The following is an 18,486-nucleotide window of genomic DNA, read 5'->3' on the forward strand; positions in this document are numbered from 1 at the left end:
TCTTATATTCTACTGTGTTCTAGGTTGAATTAATACATAGTTTGGAGCTGTTGGAGATGTAGATTCTTTCGCATAAACTATATTTCCGTATTTATCCTTCGTAAATAAATATATTTTTTGATCCTTCTGGAATATGTTTGTAGAATTTGGATCAGTGCTTGTTTGGATAGCAGTAAATGTTTTTTCAGAACTTGCATCTGATGGTTTTGTTATTTGCCCCTTACCATAAGATATTATTCCCCCACCAGGGATGTCTGTGTAATTATTGCTATCAGCTCTTTCTATAATATCTTTAATGTTAGCGATTGTTAGATCACCTTGGTTCTTAGAAAGAACTGCATAATAGTAATGCTGATTCCATGTTATATCTGCATCTAAGTTTGCAATCACTCGAACCTGTTTAGAAATATTTAAGTCACCTGGGTACTGTATATCAGGTACTAATGTTGCTGAAGTAATTGTATTCACTTTTGCAGGATACTTGTATTCTGCTTTTAATTTACTGAATGTCCATTCGCCTTTATCCTTAGCTGTAGCATTGATTGTCATATCAAAGCTTTGTGTAACTTCGTTTGCAAATGTTAGTATCATTTTGCGTGGCTTCCATTCATCAATTTCGTCTACCTTGTCCTGCCACTTCCATGAAGCATAAGTAGGTGTAATTGCAGTGCCTGTTTCAGGATTCACTAATTGGAAGTCTGAAGCTTTTAATTCAACAGCCTCAGAAAAAGTTACTTCTAATGTTTTTCCATCGAGCTGTTTAACGATTGGATCTTCGACCTTCGGTGGTGTACCATCAGAAAAGAATTTATATGCCATAATCCCCGTATTATTTAGGCTTGGTGTCAAACTAATTGGTTTATTTTGCTTTTCATCATGAGTATAGATTGTTGACTCTGTACCAACTTGTACCATTGTTGAATTGTTATATCTATCTTTAACAGCAACATACAGCTCGTAATTCTCATGTGGTTCAAGAGGGGAAAGGTTAATTTCATTTGTATCCTTTCGCATAGCACTTGCTCTTCCTCTTTCGATAACCTCTTCAGCGCTTGCTGGTACTGGAACTGTGGTATCACCAGCTTTGCGAAGAATATAGTAATACGTACCAGCTTCATCTGACATAAATTTAAAGGTAGCTTTTTTATCACCTTCAGCTATTTTAATCGAAGTATTTTCAATCTTTGGTGCAGTTCTATCATCAATCACATGTTTAGTTTGTATATCTGAAACATTTCCTGAACGATCACGTAAGACCATATAAATGGAATAGCTCTTAAATGGATCTAATGGTGGGAATGTATTTGGTAAAGGAATTGTAACCTTCTGCTTTCCTAATTGTGCAGGTTTATTTCCTCCACTACCAACAATCGTAACATCCTGTGTTCCTACTTTAAATGTCGTCTCATTTAATTGGACAGCTTCAATTAAGCGTAAGCGATCATCACGTGTAAGTGTTAAATCTGACTCCATAATTAAATAATGATATGTCCCAGCTTTTGAAGCATTAAACTCTAAAAGTGTTTGATCCTTTGCATTATTAATAGCAGGCTCCCCTATAATTGTAAGCACTGGTAATTCAATATCATTATGAATATATTCAGCTGTGTTCCGCGGAACAGTATTTATAGGGATATTATTAATATTTTCAAATTCAATATCAGCTAAATCTTTAACATTCGGTGAAATAGTAACAACTAGGTTATCCCCATTTACAAAGCCTGTTAGCGATGGGATGGTGAAAATAAGTCTTTTCTGAGCTTTATTATAGACAACCTTTGTAGGATGTATCGGTAGCTGAGCACCCTGATTGACTATCCCTGTACCAGAAAGGTCATAGTTCTCTACTTTTTCAGCAGAAATAGGATCTAATTCCTCACTCACAGTTATATAAAATTCATTTTTAATCTCATCTAGTAAAACAAGTTGGCCACCAACAACATATGGAGGAACATTATCAAGCTCACTAGTTTTAAAATCCTTTACAACAGCAGGATCTACAGAGTAGTTTCCTGAATCATCCTTCATTACGACATACAACTGGTAATCTGTTTCAGCATCTAAGCCCGTTAAGATTTCTGTTATACCTAGCTCACCAGCTTTTGCCTTTCCTTTACCTGTTGGATTAGCGACGATGTCTGCCGTTGTCGGATCAGCAGCTGTTGTTTTCTTACGTACATAGTAGTAATAATCTCCAGGTTCACTTGCTGCAAACTTGAATTCAGCCCTTGTGCCTCCATGTAATGGTGTAACTTGTAAAGATTTTACTACTGGTGGTGTTGCATCTTTCATTTGGAATGATTGTGACACGATATCGGATGCATTTTTCGAGCCATCTACAACCATGATGTAGATGACATATTCTTTTTTCTCACCTAGATTAGATACCTTAACAGAGTTTGTGCCTTTTACTGCGGCACCACTTCCGTAAGCTATATTCTCATTTGACAGATGATTGACCATTTCACGTTTATTTGGAGCTTCTGCTCCTTTTTCACGGACAATATAATAGTACGTACCAACTTCATCTGATGTGAAGTCTGCTTGAATCTCACTGCCATTTAGCACTTTGACATTTGTAATGCTAACGATAGGTTTTGTTTTATCATCAGGATTTTGATTCTCGTTTTCATCTTTATCGATTGGTTTGCCATCTGGATCAGTAATATTGCCTATATTATCTTTATCATCAAGGAAATCGTCGAAGATATTATTTGGCGACCCATCCTTAGGTAAGATGACTTTATCGATATACGTATAATCTCCAATATCAATCTTGCCGTATACATTATCAACAAATAATGTGCCAATTCGACCATAAATATATAATTCTAGGTCTGTGCGGCTATTGTAGTTAATCCAATCAATATTTCCTGAACCGTAAATTGTTAGCGGTGTTTCAGTATTGAGATTTAACGTGCCAATATAACCTTGAATTTCAAATTCGCGAACACTTCCGATAATATCTACACGTGGTAGTTTCATATTGGATTCGATTTTTGTACCTGTTTGTGAGACGACTAGTCTTGAAACGGTACTGTTATAAAACTCAAGATGTTTTTCAACATTTTTCATTTCCTGTTTTTCGTTAGACCAGTTGACAAAAGGCTTGTCTTTATCAGGATTTTGATTCGTCCAATTCTGAAGATCGTTTGTCGAATTATTAATGGATGAATCGTCGCCCTTAGAATTATCAGGATCTGACCAGTTGATAAATGAGATATTGTTACTTGCCACACGTCCAATTGATAAAGGCTGATTGTTTATAGCACCTAAATGTAATGGTGGACGAACTGTTTCATTGACAAACATAGTCCCAGTCATCTTTAGATTATTAAATTCAATATAATTACCATTCACCTCAATGGTAGCTCCTAATGAGCCATGGTCCCCATCAAAATCAAGGAAATCCTTGCTTGTACCACTAGCATTTATAGTTAATTTAGAAATGGATAGAATCTTCTTACTAGAAAGATTCCCTTCAATATAAGCACCCTTTAAGACTGGTGCATTATAGTCGTTAAAAATATGTGACAAATTTTCTGAAACTGTATAAGCTTTCCCATTTATATAAACGGCATCATCATCAACACTTGTGATTTTATAAGATGTTTCATTATTTTTTTTCTCTTGTGAACGGACAACAAAAGAAGCAAACTGTCCGCGATTTACAGGATCAAACGGTGAAAATGTTACAGGCGTTGTGCCTTCCGTAATATTCAAATCAATTAGTGTTTGAATATAGATTGCATTGCTTGATTTGCTATCTACATCTTTAAAAATATTGTTGTAACTAGGAGAAACCTCCAGATGGAATGCTAACACTAATATTTTCGCTAATTCGCCGCGAGTCATTACCTCATTAGGCATAAATGTGCCGTTTGAATAACCAGACATAATGCCTGCATTTTGTAGTGCAGCCACTGACTTATAAAATTCGCTCCCTTTCGGCACGTCTTTATAATAAGGATCTTGGACATTTCTAGTATCCAATTTTAAGGCTGTAGCCAGCATTTTTGCTGCTTGTCCACGAGTTACATTGACATCTGGTCGGAAGGTATTATCGGCAAACCCATTAATTACGCCCTGAGAATAGAGCTTTAATATATCGTTATAATGAACCGAGTATTGGTCGATGTCTGTAAAGGGAGAAGTAGCCGCTGCCGCTTTTTGTGGTGAAGGCACTACAACCGCAATCCCACTTGAAGCAAATACTGTTGCAATCAATGCTTTATTTACTTTTTGGATTTTAGATTTATCCATTCCACTCTTCCTTTCACTTATGTATTTTGATACGTACAAATATCATTTTCATCATACCCTTTATATCGACCAACAACAGTTGAATCTTCATAGATAAATCTAAAATAGTCAAGTAAATTTATTGATACACATAGTAGTTCCATACAAGTCTTACTGAAAAAATTTCCTATGGCATTTTCCAACAACAAAAAAGCCAAGGAGCATCGGTGCTCACTTGACTTTCACGATATATAGGCATACATCTAGTCGTACTTGTGGTGTCATAAGGGAAAGGGGGATAACCTTACGTCTGGTCAAGTCGATCGAGAGATGTGACCCGAATTACATATCATCTGAACAGGATTTATAGTCATTTGACGAATGACTTACAAATAGCTTGCCCAAATGTTGTTTGCATTAAACAATTACCCCAAAATCAAAAATATAAGCTTATTTTAATTAATTTTTACTTTATTTTTTTACAGCAACCTTAACTTGATTACGTCCAGCTTGTTTCGCTTCATACAAGGCTCCATCCGCCGCTTCAATCAATGTCTCGGGCGTAGCTGCCATTTCAGGATATAAAGCTATACCTGCGGATAATGTTACTGGTCTACCACAAGGGCTATCCGTCTCAGCTAAATTTCCCCGTAATTGTTCCGCTACTTGCTCAGCCTCTATTACTGTTGTGTTTGGCAGAAGCATCACAAATTCCTCACCACCATAACGACAGCATACATCCCCTTCTCGCGCTACAGATTGCATATGTTTTGCTAAAAACTGCAGGACCTTATCGCCAACAGCATGACCGTATGTGTCGTTCACGCTTTTAAAGTGATCTAAATCTAGCAAAATGATGGCATGTGGTACCCTATTCTCAAACCACTCCGCCAGCATAGCATCCATCGTTCGTCGATTGGTAACACCCGTTAATGGATCTACAGTTGATTGATCCTTGAAAAATGTAACCTGTCCATGTAAAAACGATAGACTACGAATTAAGACATACTTTAACGAATGGGCTTCAAAGTACCAACCACTGACAGATTTTAAACCTTCTACATTTTTCTTATCGAGACTTTCTTCTGTTAACATCGCTAATTGTTGTAAAGGATTAGCAATACGAGCCGCTGCCCAAAGTACAATGACAACTGAAACGATCATAAGCGGTACAGATTTAATAATAACTTCCTGCACTCTATCGAAGGAAGGAGCCAGTGCTACTTCTAAAGGCTTCTGCGCGACAACTCCCCAACCTGTGGAGGACACTGAACTAAAACCAGCAAGCATTTTCACTCCTTTTGTGTTGTCAACGATTTGAACCCCACTCTTACCAGACATCACAGCCTGAACGACTTTATTTTTTGTGACAACATCATTGATACGGCTTGGGTCCTGATGATAGATAACGCGTCCATCTGAATCTACAACATATACATAGGAGCCATCCTTACTATAATGTTCTCCTAATAACGTTTTAAAGGCATTTGGTTCTTTTAGATAAATCGTTCCTGCTACCATCCCTAAATACTCGTTAGATGCTGAAAATATAGGATGGGAAATAAAAATAATAAGACGCCCTGTCATCGCTTCGTACGGCTTAGAAACAAGTGGTATTTTTTTAGCTAATGCCTCTTGAGCGCCAAGAGATGTTAAAACCTCACCTTTAATTTCAATGGAGGGAGGTGATACGGATAAGACAAGTCCTTCAGCATTTGTTATGACGACTGAATTAAACATTTCATTTTGTAATCTGAGACGGTCTGTTTCCCTATTTAAAATTTGCTCATCACCTAAATTTTCACTCACTTGATTGGCACTATAGCTTAAAATTTGAAAGGCTTCATGAAGATAGGCATCTGCGGTTGAAGCCAATTTTTGCGCATACACATGATTTGTTTCAAGTGTATTTTCCTTTATGGAGTCAACATTCATTCTGTACCCGCCCCAAACACTACCTATGATTGTAAAGAAGAATGCAGCCATAGCTACTCCCATAATTAAATGCTTTAATTTTAATTGATGTGATTTCATTACTTCCCACCTAAATGTGTTAGTATGTTTATAATTTTTAACAATTAGTGCCTATAATAAGCAACAGCTCATCTTGAGAAAAGGAAATTCCTGAAGAAACACCTTCCCTTAAACACTAGAACATATCTCTAGGATTGTATCAATAATGAGAGGTGAATAATATGGATATACAGTAAACTTTCTCTCTCTAACAAGTCCATCCCCCTTTGCTAAATTTTCTGATATTTGACAACGATTATCTGACAGTTGATTAGTCATCTAAATTCGGAATTTTTTTACTTTTATTGTTATTCTGACATATAAAAGTAGAACTGTTTATTCTATAATAAAAATAACATAGGCAAGGGAAGTTCCATTCTGTTATAATACTGATTAAAATTAAATATTCTGTATTATTACAGTTTGTGCATAACTGGGATTATGAGAAAAGCGCTACTCAACCATCTTGCATGGTCGTGTAGCCTACACAAAAAGGGGTTGGAAGATTTGGGTATTTTAAAGGGGTTAAAAATTCTCGATTTTTCTGCATTACTACCAGGACCAATGGCGACAATGATTTTTGCTGATTTAGGAGCCGATGTCATACATGTTGAATCTTCAAAAAGGGTTGATTTAACAAGAATCATGCCTCCTTACGATGATGATCATGAAGCATACATCCATCAGCATTTAAATCGCTCTAAAAAATCGCTCACGCTCAATTTGAAATCATCGGAAGCTATTGAAATTGTGAAATCTCTTGTACAAGAATATGACGTAATTATTGAAGGTTTCCGACCAGGGGTGATGCAACGACTTGGGATCGGCTACGAAGCGCTTAAAGAAATAAATCCACGGGTAATTTATTGTGCGATTACAGGCTATGGACAAACAGGACCATATAGCAATCGACCTGGACATGATAATAATTACCTTTCATTAGCAGGTGTCCTTGATTATTCACGCCATAAAGATAAAAAGCCTGTCTCTATGGGAATACAGCTAGCTGATATTGCAGGTGGAACGATGCATGCTGCAATTGGGGTATTGGCCGCTGCCCTTCATCGTGAGAAAACAGGTGTGGGTCAATTCATTGATATTAGCATGACAGATGCTGTATTTTCACTAAATGCTATGTATGGTTCTGCCTTTATTGGAGGTGGACGTGTACCACAGCCAGAACAGGAAATTTTAAACGGTGGCAGTTACTATGATTTTTATAAAACCAAGGATGGTCGCTTCTTCTCAGTCGGTAGTCTAGAGCCTCAATTTCGGAAATTGCTTTGTGAAGCACTCGATATTCCTGAATTGATTGATAATACTTTCAATGATTCCTACTACACACAAATTCGCTTTAAAGAGGCTGTTCATGATGCATTTTTATCGAAAACGTATGAGGAGTGGCTAGAAGTATTTAATGAAGATTTTGAAGGTTGTGTGGAGCCTGTTCTCACATTCCCGGAAGCCTGCGAGCATCCGCAGCTAAAGGCAAGAGAAATGATTGTTTCCATTCCTAAAGGGGATGGCACATTACAACAACAAATTGCTTCTCCTCTTAAATTTGATGGCTCTGAACCAGAATATAAGCATGTTGGTGCTAAGCTAGGTGAGCATAATGAGGAAATTCTAAGTTCATTAGGCTATGGTACTGAACAAATCAAGGCTTTGAAAGATAAAGGCGTTTTGGAATAAAAAAAGTGTCTAATACCGTCGATAAAGGACGTATTAGACACTTTTTTTATACATAGGCACTAATAAATACGCGTAGATTTTCAAAATGATCATCAATTAATAAATATTTTTTATAGATTTCCATTAATTTCTCAAAAAGCTCAAACTGCTCCGTTACAAATAAAACCCTTAAAATATTTAACATATGCCAGGATGCACTCTGTGCCACGATATAGTAAGGTACTTCCGGTTGACGATAATTCTGTCGCCACTCTTCTACCGACAAACCAATATGCTGTAATGAGTTGTTAACCTGTAGCGCAATATCCTGTTGAACGTATGCCTCAATTGCAATTAGTTGTTCACTGCTATAATTCTTTTGTACTAAAGAGGTATTTATCTTTTTGTTAGACGCTAGTACATGCTCCTTTAAAAGTAGTAAGCCATCCTCATAGCGTGTCGCTTTTACATAATGATCAAGTAAAATCGCATATAAGTTTTCTAAATAATTTAATTGATAATTTTTTATAATTGCTGGTGGTGTAGGTTTACGATTTGGCAAAAGGTCTTTATATTCCAATAGAATTTCAATAGCGTAATTATTTAAGCGCTCATCCTCTAATAAATATTCACCATAATATATAACTTTTTCACTTTGCTGTTCTCTATTTGCTATATGAAATAAAATATAGGCAATTAACACTTTTTCCTTCTCGGTTAAAGCATACATGGAGTAGCGCCATTCCGCTTCAAATGAAGTAATAAAGTCTTTGACGCGTTTATAATCACCCTCCGATAAGCAATAATGTGTAACAATTTGGTAAAGTCGTAGCTGTTTCTTAGCCAAACAGCTAGATTTATTTTTATCCACATGAGTTATACACTTATCCAGTATCAATTTATAGTTATTCACAAAGTTATCCACATGTTCACAGCTCATTTTCATAGAATGCTCGAAATGTCCCATTATTTCATAAAGAAATGTGAATTGTTCTAAAGGTCTGTGGATAAAAAGTGAATAAACTTTTTTTGTGAACAGCCAATGCCAAAATGGTGTATGTTCCTTATACATCATATGCACTAAATACTCATCTTGAAATTTATATAACATAATTGTCTGTAGCTCATTCACTGGCATTTCCATCTGCATTCTTTTCCCAAAAACCAACCAAATTAACCGTTCCAAATCTATTGTATGTTGAGCAAAAAGCTGTTCAAAAAAAGTTTCTTTTCCTTTTTGTGTGTAAAAAAAGGCATTGAGCCGATCATTCACAAATTTTGCATCTAACCCGTACTTGTCAAAATACATTTGCATGTCTGTTGATGCACGGCCCCAGTATTTACGTGCTGTGGAAAAGGCAATATTCATAGCCATTTCTTCGTTTACTAAAAATAGTTTAGGTGAGAGCGAAGTACCAAGTATTTTTGGATCTTCTTGCAGATCTACCTCTGCCTCTAGCCATGTTGCAAGTAAATTTTCAGCACCCTCTACATTACTTTGTTTATATGTCATGAATAATTGCTCATCACAGTCCAACAGCATACAATTGGAGCCTCCCATCAAGTTCGACCAACAAAGATCTTCCCCTATCTTTAAAATACATGTTTTTAACACTCTTTCTTCAATATAACAAATCTTAACTAACATATGCTAAAAAAATAGTGGTATGCCACATGCAAATAAATAAATCCATCTATGAAGTGAGTACTTCATAGATGGAATCTTAATCACCAGAATTGTGGATATTTTCGTGTTTCTCTTAAATTATTAATTAACAAACCAAAGAAAACAATAATGACTGCTCCAATTAATACAGGCAGGATTAAGTAACTCCAGCTATAGCCTCCTAGAATAATAATGATAGGATTGGCACCTGCAGGAGGATGGATAATGCCTAAGAGGGCCATGAAAAATATGGTTAAACCAACGCCAAGGCTGATGGACAATATATTCGAACCTAATGTTGAATACAGCGTTAGCCCAATACATGCAGAAACCAAATGTCCACCGATAATATTTCGAGGCTGAGACAATGGTGCATTCCAAACGACAAATACTAGAACGCAGCTCCCCCCAAGAGATGCCATTAACCAAGTGGCATCTGTATAATTTGTTAACAAAAGCAATACAAAAATACAGATTAGGCCTCCTACCGCTCCTGTAAAGGCATCAGCAAAATTTGTTCGAGAAGGTGCATGTCCGCCTCCCTTCATCTTTAAAAGAAAGGGCTTTACGATATTCTTTTTTTCAATTTTATTTCCTATTCGCACTAATTCTGACATTCAGCACCGACTTTACTATTTCTCTATTTTAATACTTACACCTTGGTGGACATTAAACTTTTATCATTATATCAACCCATCATAAGATTTCAATTCTAACTTCAAATTTCCGACAAATATTCACTTTTTATACTCACAACTCATACAAAAAAAGCAAACCCTTGAAAGTTTGCCTTCATACAAATTGATTCTTTAATCGTATTGTTTTTTCACCGTTTTAAAAATTCGAACCTTTTTCAGTATCGTTTTAGGTACTTGGAAAGTTGCTGTGACCACTCCTGGATGACGACCAATTTCTATAGAGCCTGTGATGGTTGCTCTATTCAATACTTCTGATTCAGGTAATTCAAATAGCTTGGATGCACGGCGAATAGCATTATCAGTTGCCTCATTTAACGTTTTGCCAGTACCAACTATTGATACGGGTAAAGCCTCTTCTATCTGTTTTACACCGAATTCCTCTGCTAGCTCGCGTGCACGACGTTTTTCTTCCTTTGTAAATGGCTTTGCTGTATATGGTAAATCTTCCTCATTTGGTAGTAACACAGGGCCTTCCAATGCTACTTTCTTCAAGACATGAACTTGAAGCTGTACAATCCCTGCTACATCAGTTGTATGTCCTGCAATTTCACCATCTCCCTGCATAGCATGCATATCTCCAATGTATATGCCGCCACCAGGAACTTTTACAGGGCAAATAATCGTTGCACCTTCACGAACTCTGCTAATATCCATATGTCCATCGGTACGATGTAAATCCAATTCATCCTGTGTGAAGGCATATTCATGTGGTGCCCCAATTAAGAATGAACCGAAATCACCTGCATTATGAGAATCGGGCATTGCCTTTGAAGGGGTTGTACCAAGCTGACCTAAAAATGGACGCATTCTAGCCATGACACCTACTATGTCACTTGGTGCCAATGCTACAACAGGATTTTGAATAGAGTTTTCGGGCGTTCTCATGTAATTTTTGGCATCAAGAGCAATACGACGGGCACCCTCTCGTCCAACCGTTACACCTATATGTCCTTTATGATCAAACGCCATTGTGTAGCCATTAGTCATGTTGAATGGTGCCGTATCTGTATCACATGTCGAACAGCGAATTGCTTGAGGTCCTATACCTTTAACAACAGTGCTTGGATGGAGCTTGCCACAACCTGGACATTTTACGGAAACAAACGGATCACCAATAAAGCGATCTGTGATGGGCTCATCGTGACCAGAGGAAGTGGCCATTGAAGTAACCTGAATAGACTTAATTTTTATGACAATCGCGTCACCCACCTCAGCCCCCTCCACAAAAACGGGCTTCGTTACTTCATGTCCACCACGTATAGTTGGTGTTAGCATGGGTCCCCAGCATCCAGGTGTAGTATTGGCAATGATTGTTCCACCATCTTTAACTGGTCCAAGCATTTCTTGTGAAGGATCTAAAATACCATCTATGAACTCATTTACGAACAATGTCTCAGCGGCTTGCGGTTGCTGTATAAAGCCACTTTCTAGTCCCTCTTTGTCAAGCACATGCAATTCGTTTGTCATTTTTCGTCACGCTCCTAGTTTGTCTTTTTATGTATGAAGTTATATGTAAAAAAACGCTCTCCACATTTGCAGAGAGCTATTTTTTTCTTCTTTCAGTAGCAGGCAAAACTACTTTGAACCGTTAATTATTCATATATAAATCAAAAATATGTGAGAAATCTTCTTTTTTGTACTGATCTTTATGATCAATCATCCAAGTATTTGCAAAGCGGGTAATTGCCTCAAATGATGCGGACGGAGAAATATTATCATTGCCAATTCGTCCAAGTGATGAAGAAGCAATATGTAAGCTTTTTTCTGCTACTTCTAACTTATAGGCATTGTTCTTTTGTTCGTAGCTAATCGCATGTAGCGCTTTATATAAATCTTTAATGTCATCAATAAAGCGTTTATGAATGTCGATGGAAAGTGGAGAATTACCGATTGTAAACTTAATTTCGACATCAAGGTCAATTGTTCCTGCTGTTTCGAGAAAAACATCTGTAATGGCGAACATAGAATAATCATAGCGACGTAGTAATCGTTTCTTACTCATAGCGCTTTCGCCATCTACATGGAGAATAGCACGATTTGTAAAGCAGTATTCATCTGCCTTTGTTTTAATTAAAAAGTAAATTTTTTCATCTATTTCATGTAGTATAAAATCATCAGCATCAGTTTTATCATAGTCTTCTCTTTGAACGACTACTCCAATATCAGATAATCCTAATGCATCGGCAGCTATTTTTTTAAACATTGCCATTCCTCCTCATTTGTCTATACTCTTTTTACGTTTAGTAGCTGTAAAGGTTTCACTTCTCCATCTTCAATTTTTAAATGTAAGTATACAAGGGCTTTTATTAGTAATACTTCATTTCCTCTTTCCAGTACATTTCATTTATAATGATTTTCATAACATATAAGGATTCTTTCGATAAGAAAGTATTCATCATAAGAAAGGGTGTGTGAATAATGCAAGAGCCAACCATATTAGTAGTGGATGATGAGGCAGATTTAGCTAATCTTCTAAAGGTAAGCCTACAAAAAGAAGGCTATAAACAAATTTATACAGCCGGCTCCATTCACGATGCTTGGACAAGCTTTCAGCAAACAAGTCCAGATATTGTGCTTCTAGATGTCATGCTTCCTGATGGAGAAGGCTATGATTTATGTAGACGCATTCGCGAAATATCGCATGTACCTGTGCTTTTTATGTCTGCTAAAAATGAAGAAATTGATAAAATTTTAGGGCTTGCCATCGGAGGCGACGATTATATTACAAAACCATTTAGTCCTAAGGAAGTTGCCTATCGTGTGAAGGCACAGTTACGTAGAGTTGGTTATCAAACACACGAAACAACTTCAGGCATGGCAGAAAAAACAATACAAGTTGGACCCTTCCAGCTAAACGCTGACGAAACAGAAGTCCACAAGGATGGGATTTTATTGGAGTTAACAGCTAAGGAAATTGGTTTAATGGCATGTTTTATGCACAATCCTCATCGCATTTTAAGTAAAGAAACCCTTTTTGAGCGTGTTTGGGGAGAAGATTTTTTCGGTTCTGATAATACTGTCATGGTGCATATTCGACGTTTGCGAGAAAAAATTGAGCAGGATGCCTCTAAACCTATTTTTATCACCACTGTAAAAGGTCTTGGGTATAAGTTTGTCATACCAAAAGAGGCGCAAGAATGAAGTGGAAATTGACTGCTCGCTTTCTCTTTTCTGTTCTATCCATTGTGATCATCGTTATTTTCGTCAATACGGCCATTCTCATTGGTCTCCTGTCGTATAAACTTAATAATGATTCTGATAGAGCGACTGAATCGAAAGAAGAGGACTTCGTACGGAATTTTCAGCAGTACATTGAAATAGAAAATGGCGAAACCTCCATAAGTGCAGAAGGACTAGAACAGTTGCATATGCGAAATGCTTGGATTCAATTACTTGATGTGAATGGTCAAGTCATTGATTCTCATTTTGCCCCAGAGGAAGCACCTTCCCATTACGCACCCGTTGATTTGATACAAGTGTACAAATATAAAGAATTTGATGCTGATACGACGGTTTATGTAGGAGTCAAGGATGAGATTAGTTATCTAGTTGGTGTAAAAGGGAGTGAAGTTGAGAGATTAGTCATGCATATTTCTGGCACCTCTTTTTTACAGTTTGTTGGTAAATTCGGGTTATTCATTGTTATTGCTGATTTAATAGTCGCTGCATTGGTCGGCTGGCTATTTGGTCGTACGCTAACGACGCCTCTCTATGCCTTGATCGAACGCATTCGTCATTTAAAAAATCATGAGCATCAGCCAGTTAAAACGCCTGGTGGTGTATATAAAACTGTTTTTGAAAATTTAAATGAAGTATCCAGGGAACTCGCTGCACATGAGCAGGAACGCAAGCGTCTTGAACTGATGCGCGAGGAATGGATTAGCAATGTCTCTCATGATATGAAAACACCGCTTGCCTCTATTCGGGGATATGCAGAGCTTTTAGATGACGAGACACTCACCTCTCAAGAAAAGGCCGAGTATGCACAAATTATCGAGAAACAGTCATTGCATATGCAAAATCTGCTTGATGACTTAAATTTAACGATGCGCTTAAGACATCAGCAGCTCCCGCTCACTTTAAAAGAAGTGAACATGGTGCCATTTATTCGGGAAATTGTAATTGATACATTAAATACACCACAGTTTGAACTTGCCAATATAGACTTTGAAGCAATCTCAGAGAACCATCACCAGCTCATTGACGAACATTTTATGCGCAGAGCGATCATAAACTTTTTACACAACGCCCTGCTTCATAATACTCCTGATGTATCTGTCCATGTGTCTGTCGATAAAGATTCCATTACGATAGCAGATAATGGAAAGGGTATCTCCTCAGAGGATTTAGAGCATATTTTTGAGCGCTATTACCGCGGCACCAATACCGACAATACGGCTGGTACTGGCTTAGGGACCGCCATTGCTAGAGATATTATTGAGGCCCATGGAGGTTTTGTTACTATAACCTCTGAAAAAGGAAAGGGTACAATCGTTTCCATTAATTTAAAAAAGGAGCAGCACTAGTTTGACTAGTGGATGCTCCTTTTAGCTATTTCATTTGATCTTGCGCTTTATTAGGTACCTCGTGGAATTTCACCTCATCATAGGAAGTGACTTCCGTCTCTTTTTTAACATAAAGCTTTAAATAAGCATCATGGCGTAAATTTTTATGAGCTGAGAACTTTAATGTCTTTTCTTTGCCATTTTTATTGTAGGCAGGAAGCTCATACCAATACATTTTAAAAATTTCACCGTTACTTGCCTTATACTCCTCTACCTCACCATCAGCCGTGATATGGACATAGTAAGTGTCTTTATTTAAACGGTTAAAGTCTACAGTCATCAATACAACTAACCCTGCTACGAATAAGATAAGCAATGCACCTATTCCAAAAAATACTTTTTTCATATTAATTCCCCTGTCTTACAATTTTGTAGAACGAACGTACAGTAAAAATATAATAGATGAAATAAATAGCTGAATATGCAATCATCCATAATATTACTGGCTTTGTAATATTCATACCAAATAACTGTGAAAATGCTAGTAACGCAAATGCACTATGCACAATACCTACGATAAGTGGTGCACTAAAGATAACAGCTACTTGTCCTGCTACAGTCTTTAAGATTTGCTTACTGTTGACACCAATTTTATTTAAAATCGCATATTTCGCCTGATCTTCCTCAGCTTCCGTTAAAATTTTGAAATAAATTATACTACCGGTTGCCGCTAGAAAAACTAGTCCAAGGAAGCTACCCACAAACAGTAATGCTCCTACAGTTGCTATACTATCCTCATAGCTTTGAGGAACACTAGAGAAGGATTCTTGTTGTTCTGTCGACAATTGCTTGATAATGTCTTGTGAAACGACCTGTTGTTTCAAATCATTGTCTAATCCAATAGCCTGCATCTTTATCTCTTCTGCATTAGTCGCAGCAAACTCTTGATCATTCACGACAAGTACCGTTCCCGCAGGAATAAAGTTTAGAACGCTCTCTGTGTACATTTTTTCTACATGGAAAGAATCACCATTCTTTAACTTAAAGTTTTCCCCAGTAAAATCATGCGAAAATCTTTCATCATATGCGGCATCCAGCAACACCGTCGATCCATCAGCAATATGCAAGTTTTGATCCTTACCTTGTAATTTTGCTAAACGATTATAATCAGATTCCTTAAGTAATGTATATTCGAAAAATGAAAATTCATTATCGACACGTAAGTTTTTCACAGACAGTGATTCATTATAGATAACGTCTTTCTGTGAAAAATCAACGGGATCGCCTTTCCACATAAATGTATTTGGCAGCATCTGACGTACAGTTGCTTCTGCATTATAATACATACCGAAAACGCCACCGCCTGCTGTAATTGTCGTGGCACTTAAAATGGCAATAATCGACAATGATTTAGCATTTGCGCGAATACGATACAATAACTGAGAAACCCCAATTAAATTTAAACCTTTCCAAGACCAAGATGTGGCTCTTTTTAAAGCTGTTAACACAAAAACACTTACACTATGGAATAAAAGATATGTCCCCACGATCGTTACGCCAATGACCATTAGTGGCGTACCTAAAACCGTGAAGAATCGCCAAATTTCACTCGTAAACATATCAGACGCAGCTGTATAATATCCAAATGCGATGAGTGCAGTTCCTAAAACCGCAGCTACTAAAGAGGCACGGGGAATTTGTTCACCCTGTTTTTCTGCATGAAATAAGTCAATCAATTTGAATTGATAAATAACACGATAGCCTTGTAACGACGTGAATAAAAACAATACTGTAAAAATGACTGTTGTATTCACCAGTGCCTCTATCGAAAATGTCAGGTTTCCAACAATTTCATACCCCATGAGTCGGACTAATATCATTAACAATCCTTGTGACATAAAGAATCCTAAAACGATCCCCAATACTAGAGAGACTAACCCAATGACTAGATTCTCAAAGAAGAGCATGAGGCCGATCTTTTGCTTTCGCACGCCTAATAGTGAATAGAGTGCTACTTCCTTTTTTCGTTTCTTCATAAAAAATGAATTCGAATATGCCATAAAGATGACAATGAAGAACAATAAGACTACAGACGATGCACTCATCAACCCTTTAATTTGCTGAGAGGATTGTTTTAAGGCTGAAAGATCATCATTATATTTCAATGTCACAAATGTAAAATAAATGACGATACTAAATACCATCGAGGCAATATATAAAAAATAGTTGGACAAATTACGCTGAATATTTTTACGCGCTAAACTAAATAACGTCATTTACTCCACCCCCGATGCTTGACAGCACCTGTAAGATCTCTTGGAAAAATTGTTTCCTTGTTAGAGTCCCACGATGAATTTCCTTGGATAACTGCCCATCCTGAATAAATAGTATTCGCTGACAGAAACTCGCTGCAAAAGCATCATGGGTAACCATCATAATGGTAGCTGCCTGAGATTGATTTAAGTCACTTAAGCTTTCCAGCAAATCAGTTGCTGATTTTGAATCAAGTGCACCCGTAGGCTCATCAGCAAAGATTAATTTTGGCTCTGTTACTAACGCGCGTGACGAAGCTGTACGTTGTTTTTGTCCACCCGATATTTGATAAGGATATTTATCTAGTAAATCACTAATGCCGAACAATGAAGCAATACGGTCGACTCTAGCGCTAATAGCCTTTGTTGGCATCTTTGCAATAGCCAGTGGCAAAACTATATTTTCTCGTACTGTCAAAGAATCAAGTAAGTTATAGTCTTGGAATATAAATCCTAAGTTATCACGACGAAAATCCGCTAATTCAGCATCTTTCATACGTGCTAAGTTCGTATCACCGATAATTATTTCACCAGTCGTTGGTGTATCGATTGTAGCTAACACATTGAGAAGCGTAGATTTCCCAGCCCCTGAAGGACCCATTACGCCCACAAATTCACCTTTTTTTACTTCAAATGATATATTAGATAACGCTGTAAAAGTATTAGCGCCCTTGCCGTATGTTTTCTCAACGTTTTGTACCTTTAATAATGGCGTCATATACGCTCCTCCTCTTCTTTCTGACTTTAGTATACGCCCTCAAACTTACAGCAAAATTGTCGTAAGCTTACAGCAACCTTAAATCATCTATTCTCAATCAATGAACGTGTTTTTACTGCTTTAATTAATAAAAAAAGATTCATACACAGTCTGTGCATGAATCCTTCTAACTATTATGCTAAAACTTTTTTAATATCATCTTCAAAACTACTTGGTTTATCTGCCGATGCGTAGCGTCCAACAACCTCGCCATCTCGATTCACTAAGAATTTGGTGAAATTCCATTTAATGCTGTTGCCTAAAAACCCTTTAGAATGAGAAGTGAGATAATCAAAAATCGGATGCGCTTCCTTACCATTCACCTTAACGATTTTATGCATCGGGAAGGTTACCCCATATTCCAGCCGACATTGTGAAGCAGCTTCTTCAGCAGTGGCCAGCTCTTGCTTGAATTGATTGGACGGGAAACCTAGTACAACAAGACCTTCATCCTGATATTTTTCAAAGAGACCTTCTAATTCTTCGAATTGTGGTGTAAAGCCACATTTTGAAGCAGTATTGACAATTAACATTGGCTTCCCTTTATATCGCTCTAGGCTATAGTCAGTACCATCTTCTAAAGTCACGTTAATATCATAAATACTCATTGCTCTATACCTCC

Annotated in this window: 13 protein-coding genes; 3 read left to right on the forward strand and 10 right to left on the reverse strand. The window is 37.2% G+C overall.

Annotated elements, in window-relative coordinates:
* Positions 1-9: 9 nt before the first annotated feature.
* Both ACP3VS_RS16365 and ACP3VS_RS16370 read right to left on the reverse strand, forming a co-directional pair.
* The gene (locus ACP3VS_RS16365; protein WP_426389261.1) at positions 10-4,263 is read right to left on the reverse strand and encodes an S-layer homology domain-containing protein; all 4,254 of its coding nucleotides are present in this window, start codon (positions 4,261-4,263) and stop codon (positions 10-12) included.
* A 450-nt stretch (positions 4,264-4,713) separates the two neighbouring features.
* A complete protein-coding gene (locus tag ACP3VS_RS16370) occupies positions 4,714-6,276 on the reverse strand; it encodes a sensor domain-containing diguanylate cyclase (RefSeq protein WP_031418108.1) in 1,563 nt (520 codons plus the stop codon).
* A gap of 486 nt (positions 6,277-6,762) precedes the next feature.
* On the opposite strand from ACP3VS_RS16370, the gene ACP3VS_RS16375 reads away from it, so the two are divergent.
* Entirely contained in the window at positions 6,763-7,947 is a 1,185-nt protein-coding gene (locus ACP3VS_RS16375) for a CaiB/BaiF CoA transferase family protein (RefSeq protein WP_031418107.1), read from the forward strand.
* A 46-nt stretch (positions 7,948-7,993) separates the two neighbouring features.
* Here the strand turns inward: ACP3VS_RS16375 and ACP3VS_RS16380 are convergent, their stop codons facing one another.
* From ACP3VS_RS16380 to ACP3VS_RS16395, 4 genes are all read right to left on the reverse strand, one after another.
* Positions 7,994-9,439, reverse strand: a complete 1,446-nt coding sequence (locus tag ACP3VS_RS16380; protein ID WP_227256957.1) for a hypothetical protein — start codon at positions 9,437-9,439, stop codon at positions 7,994-7,996.
* A 215-nt stretch (positions 9,440-9,654) separates the two neighbouring features.
* The gene (locus ACP3VS_RS16385; protein ID WP_426389264.1) at positions 9,655-10,209 is read right to left on the reverse strand and encodes an HPP family protein; all 555 of its coding nucleotides are present in this window, start codon (positions 10,207-10,209) and stop codon (positions 9,655-9,657) included.
* Between the two features lie 192 nt (positions 10,210-10,401).
* On the reverse strand, positions 10,402-11,757 hold the full coding sequence (locus ACP3VS_RS16390; protein ID WP_426389265.1) for an acetamidase/formamidase family protein: 1,356 nt from the start codon (positions 11,755-11,757) through the stop codon (positions 10,402-10,404).
* A 121-nt stretch (positions 11,758-11,878) separates the two neighbouring features.
* Positions 11,879-12,493: a PH domain-containing protein gene (locus ACP3VS_RS16395; RefSeq protein ID WP_031418105.1), complete on the reverse strand. Its 615-nt coding sequence runs from the start codon at positions 12,491-12,493 to the stop codon at positions 11,879-11,881.
* Positions 12,494-12,708: 215 nt separating this feature from the next.
* Here ACP3VS_RS16395 and ACP3VS_RS16400 point away from each other — a divergent pair, with 215 nt between their 5' ends.
* Positions 12,709-13,431: a response regulator transcription factor gene (locus tag ACP3VS_RS16400; protein ID WP_012292460.1), complete on the forward strand. Its 723-nt coding sequence runs from the start codon at positions 12,709-12,711 to the stop codon at positions 13,429-13,431.
* Positions 13,428-14,816 carry a sensor histidine kinase gene (locus ACP3VS_RS16405; protein WP_031418102.1) on the forward strand — a complete coding sequence of 463 codons (1,389 nt, stop codon included), beginning with the start codon at positions 13,428-13,430 and terminating at the stop codon, positions 14,814-14,816. Before ACP3VS_RS16400 ends, ACP3VS_RS16405 begins: the two co-directional genes overlap by 4 nt.
* A gap of 25 nt (positions 14,817-14,841) precedes the next feature.
* On the opposite strand, the gene ACP3VS_RS16410 is transcribed toward ACP3VS_RS16405, so the two are convergent.
* The 4 genes from ACP3VS_RS16410 to ACP3VS_RS16425 form a co-directional block, all read right to left on the reverse strand.
* Positions 14,842-15,201: a YxeA family protein gene (locus ACP3VS_RS16410; protein ID WP_012292458.1), complete on the reverse strand. Its 360-nt coding sequence runs from the start codon at positions 15,199-15,201 to the stop codon at positions 14,842-14,844.
* Between the two features lies 1 nt (position 15,202).
* Positions 15,203-17,071, reverse strand: coding sequence for an FtsX-like permease family protein (locus ACP3VS_RS16415; RefSeq protein ID WP_036218002.1), 1,869 nt, complete (start codon positions 17,069-17,071; stop codon positions 15,203-15,205).
* Positions 17,058-17,825, reverse strand: coding sequence for an ABC transporter ATP-binding protein (locus ACP3VS_RS16420; protein WP_012292456.1), 768 nt, complete (start codon positions 17,823-17,825; stop codon positions 17,058-17,060). Before ACP3VS_RS16420 ends, ACP3VS_RS16415 begins: the two co-directional genes overlap by 14 nt.
* A 173-nt stretch (positions 17,826-17,998) precedes the next feature.
* Entirely contained in the window at positions 17,999-18,472 is a 474-nt protein-coding gene (locus tag ACP3VS_RS16425) for a glutathione peroxidase (RefSeq protein WP_036160600.1), read from the reverse strand.
* Positions 18,473-18,486: the final 14 nt, after the last annotated feature.

It is taken from the genome of Lysinibacillus sp. VIII_CA (genome assembly GCF_049943995.1).
GTDB lineage: Bacteria > Bacillota > Bacilli > Bacillales_A > Planococcaceae > Lysinibacillus > Lysinibacillus pinottii.

Coding starts and splice junctions, on each gene's coding strand:
- ACP3VS_RS16385 (WP_426389264.1), bottom strand. CDS start 10,209: ATGTCAGAATTAGTGCGAATAGGAAATAAAATTGAAAAAAAGAATATC.
- ACP3VS_RS16400 (WP_012292460.1), top strand. CDS start 12,709: ATGCAAGAGCCAACCATATTAGTAGTGGATGATGAGGCAGATTTAGCT.
- ACP3VS_RS16370 (WP_031418108.1), bottom strand. CDS start 6,276: ATGAAATCACATCAATTAAAATTAAAGCATTTAATTATGGGAGTAGCT.
- ACP3VS_RS16420 (WP_012292456.1), bottom strand. CDS start 17,825: ATGACGCCATTATTAAAGGTACAAAACGTTGAGAAAACATACGGCAAG.
- ACP3VS_RS16410 (WP_012292458.1), bottom strand. CDS start 15,201: ATGAAAAAAGTATTTTTTGGAATAGGTGCATTGCTTATCTTATTCGTA.
- ACP3VS_RS16425 (WP_036160600.1), bottom strand. CDS start 18,472: ATGAGTATTTATGATATTAACGTGACTTTAGAAGATGGTACTGACTAT.
- ACP3VS_RS16415 (WP_036218002.1), bottom strand. CDS start 17,071: ATGACGTTATTTAGTTTAGCGCGTAAAAATATTCAGCGTAATTTGTCC.
- ACP3VS_RS16365 (WP_426389261.1), bottom strand. CDS start 4,263: ATGGATAAATCTAAAATCCAAAAAGTAAATAAAGCATTGATTGCAACA.
- ACP3VS_RS16405 (WP_031418102.1), top strand. CDS start 13,428: ATGAAGTGGAAATTGACTGCTCGCTTTCTCTTTTCTGTTCTATCCATT.
- ACP3VS_RS16390 (WP_426389265.1), bottom strand. CDS start 11,757: ATGACAAACGAATTGCATGTGCTTGACAAAGAGGGACTAGAAAGTGGC.
- ACP3VS_RS16380 (WP_227256957.1), bottom strand. CDS start 9,439: ATGACATATAAACAAAGTAATGTAGAGGGTGCTGAAAATTTACTTGCA.
- ACP3VS_RS16395 (WP_031418105.1), bottom strand. CDS start 12,493: ATGTTTAAAAAAATAGCTGCCGATGCATTAGGATTATCTGATATTGGA.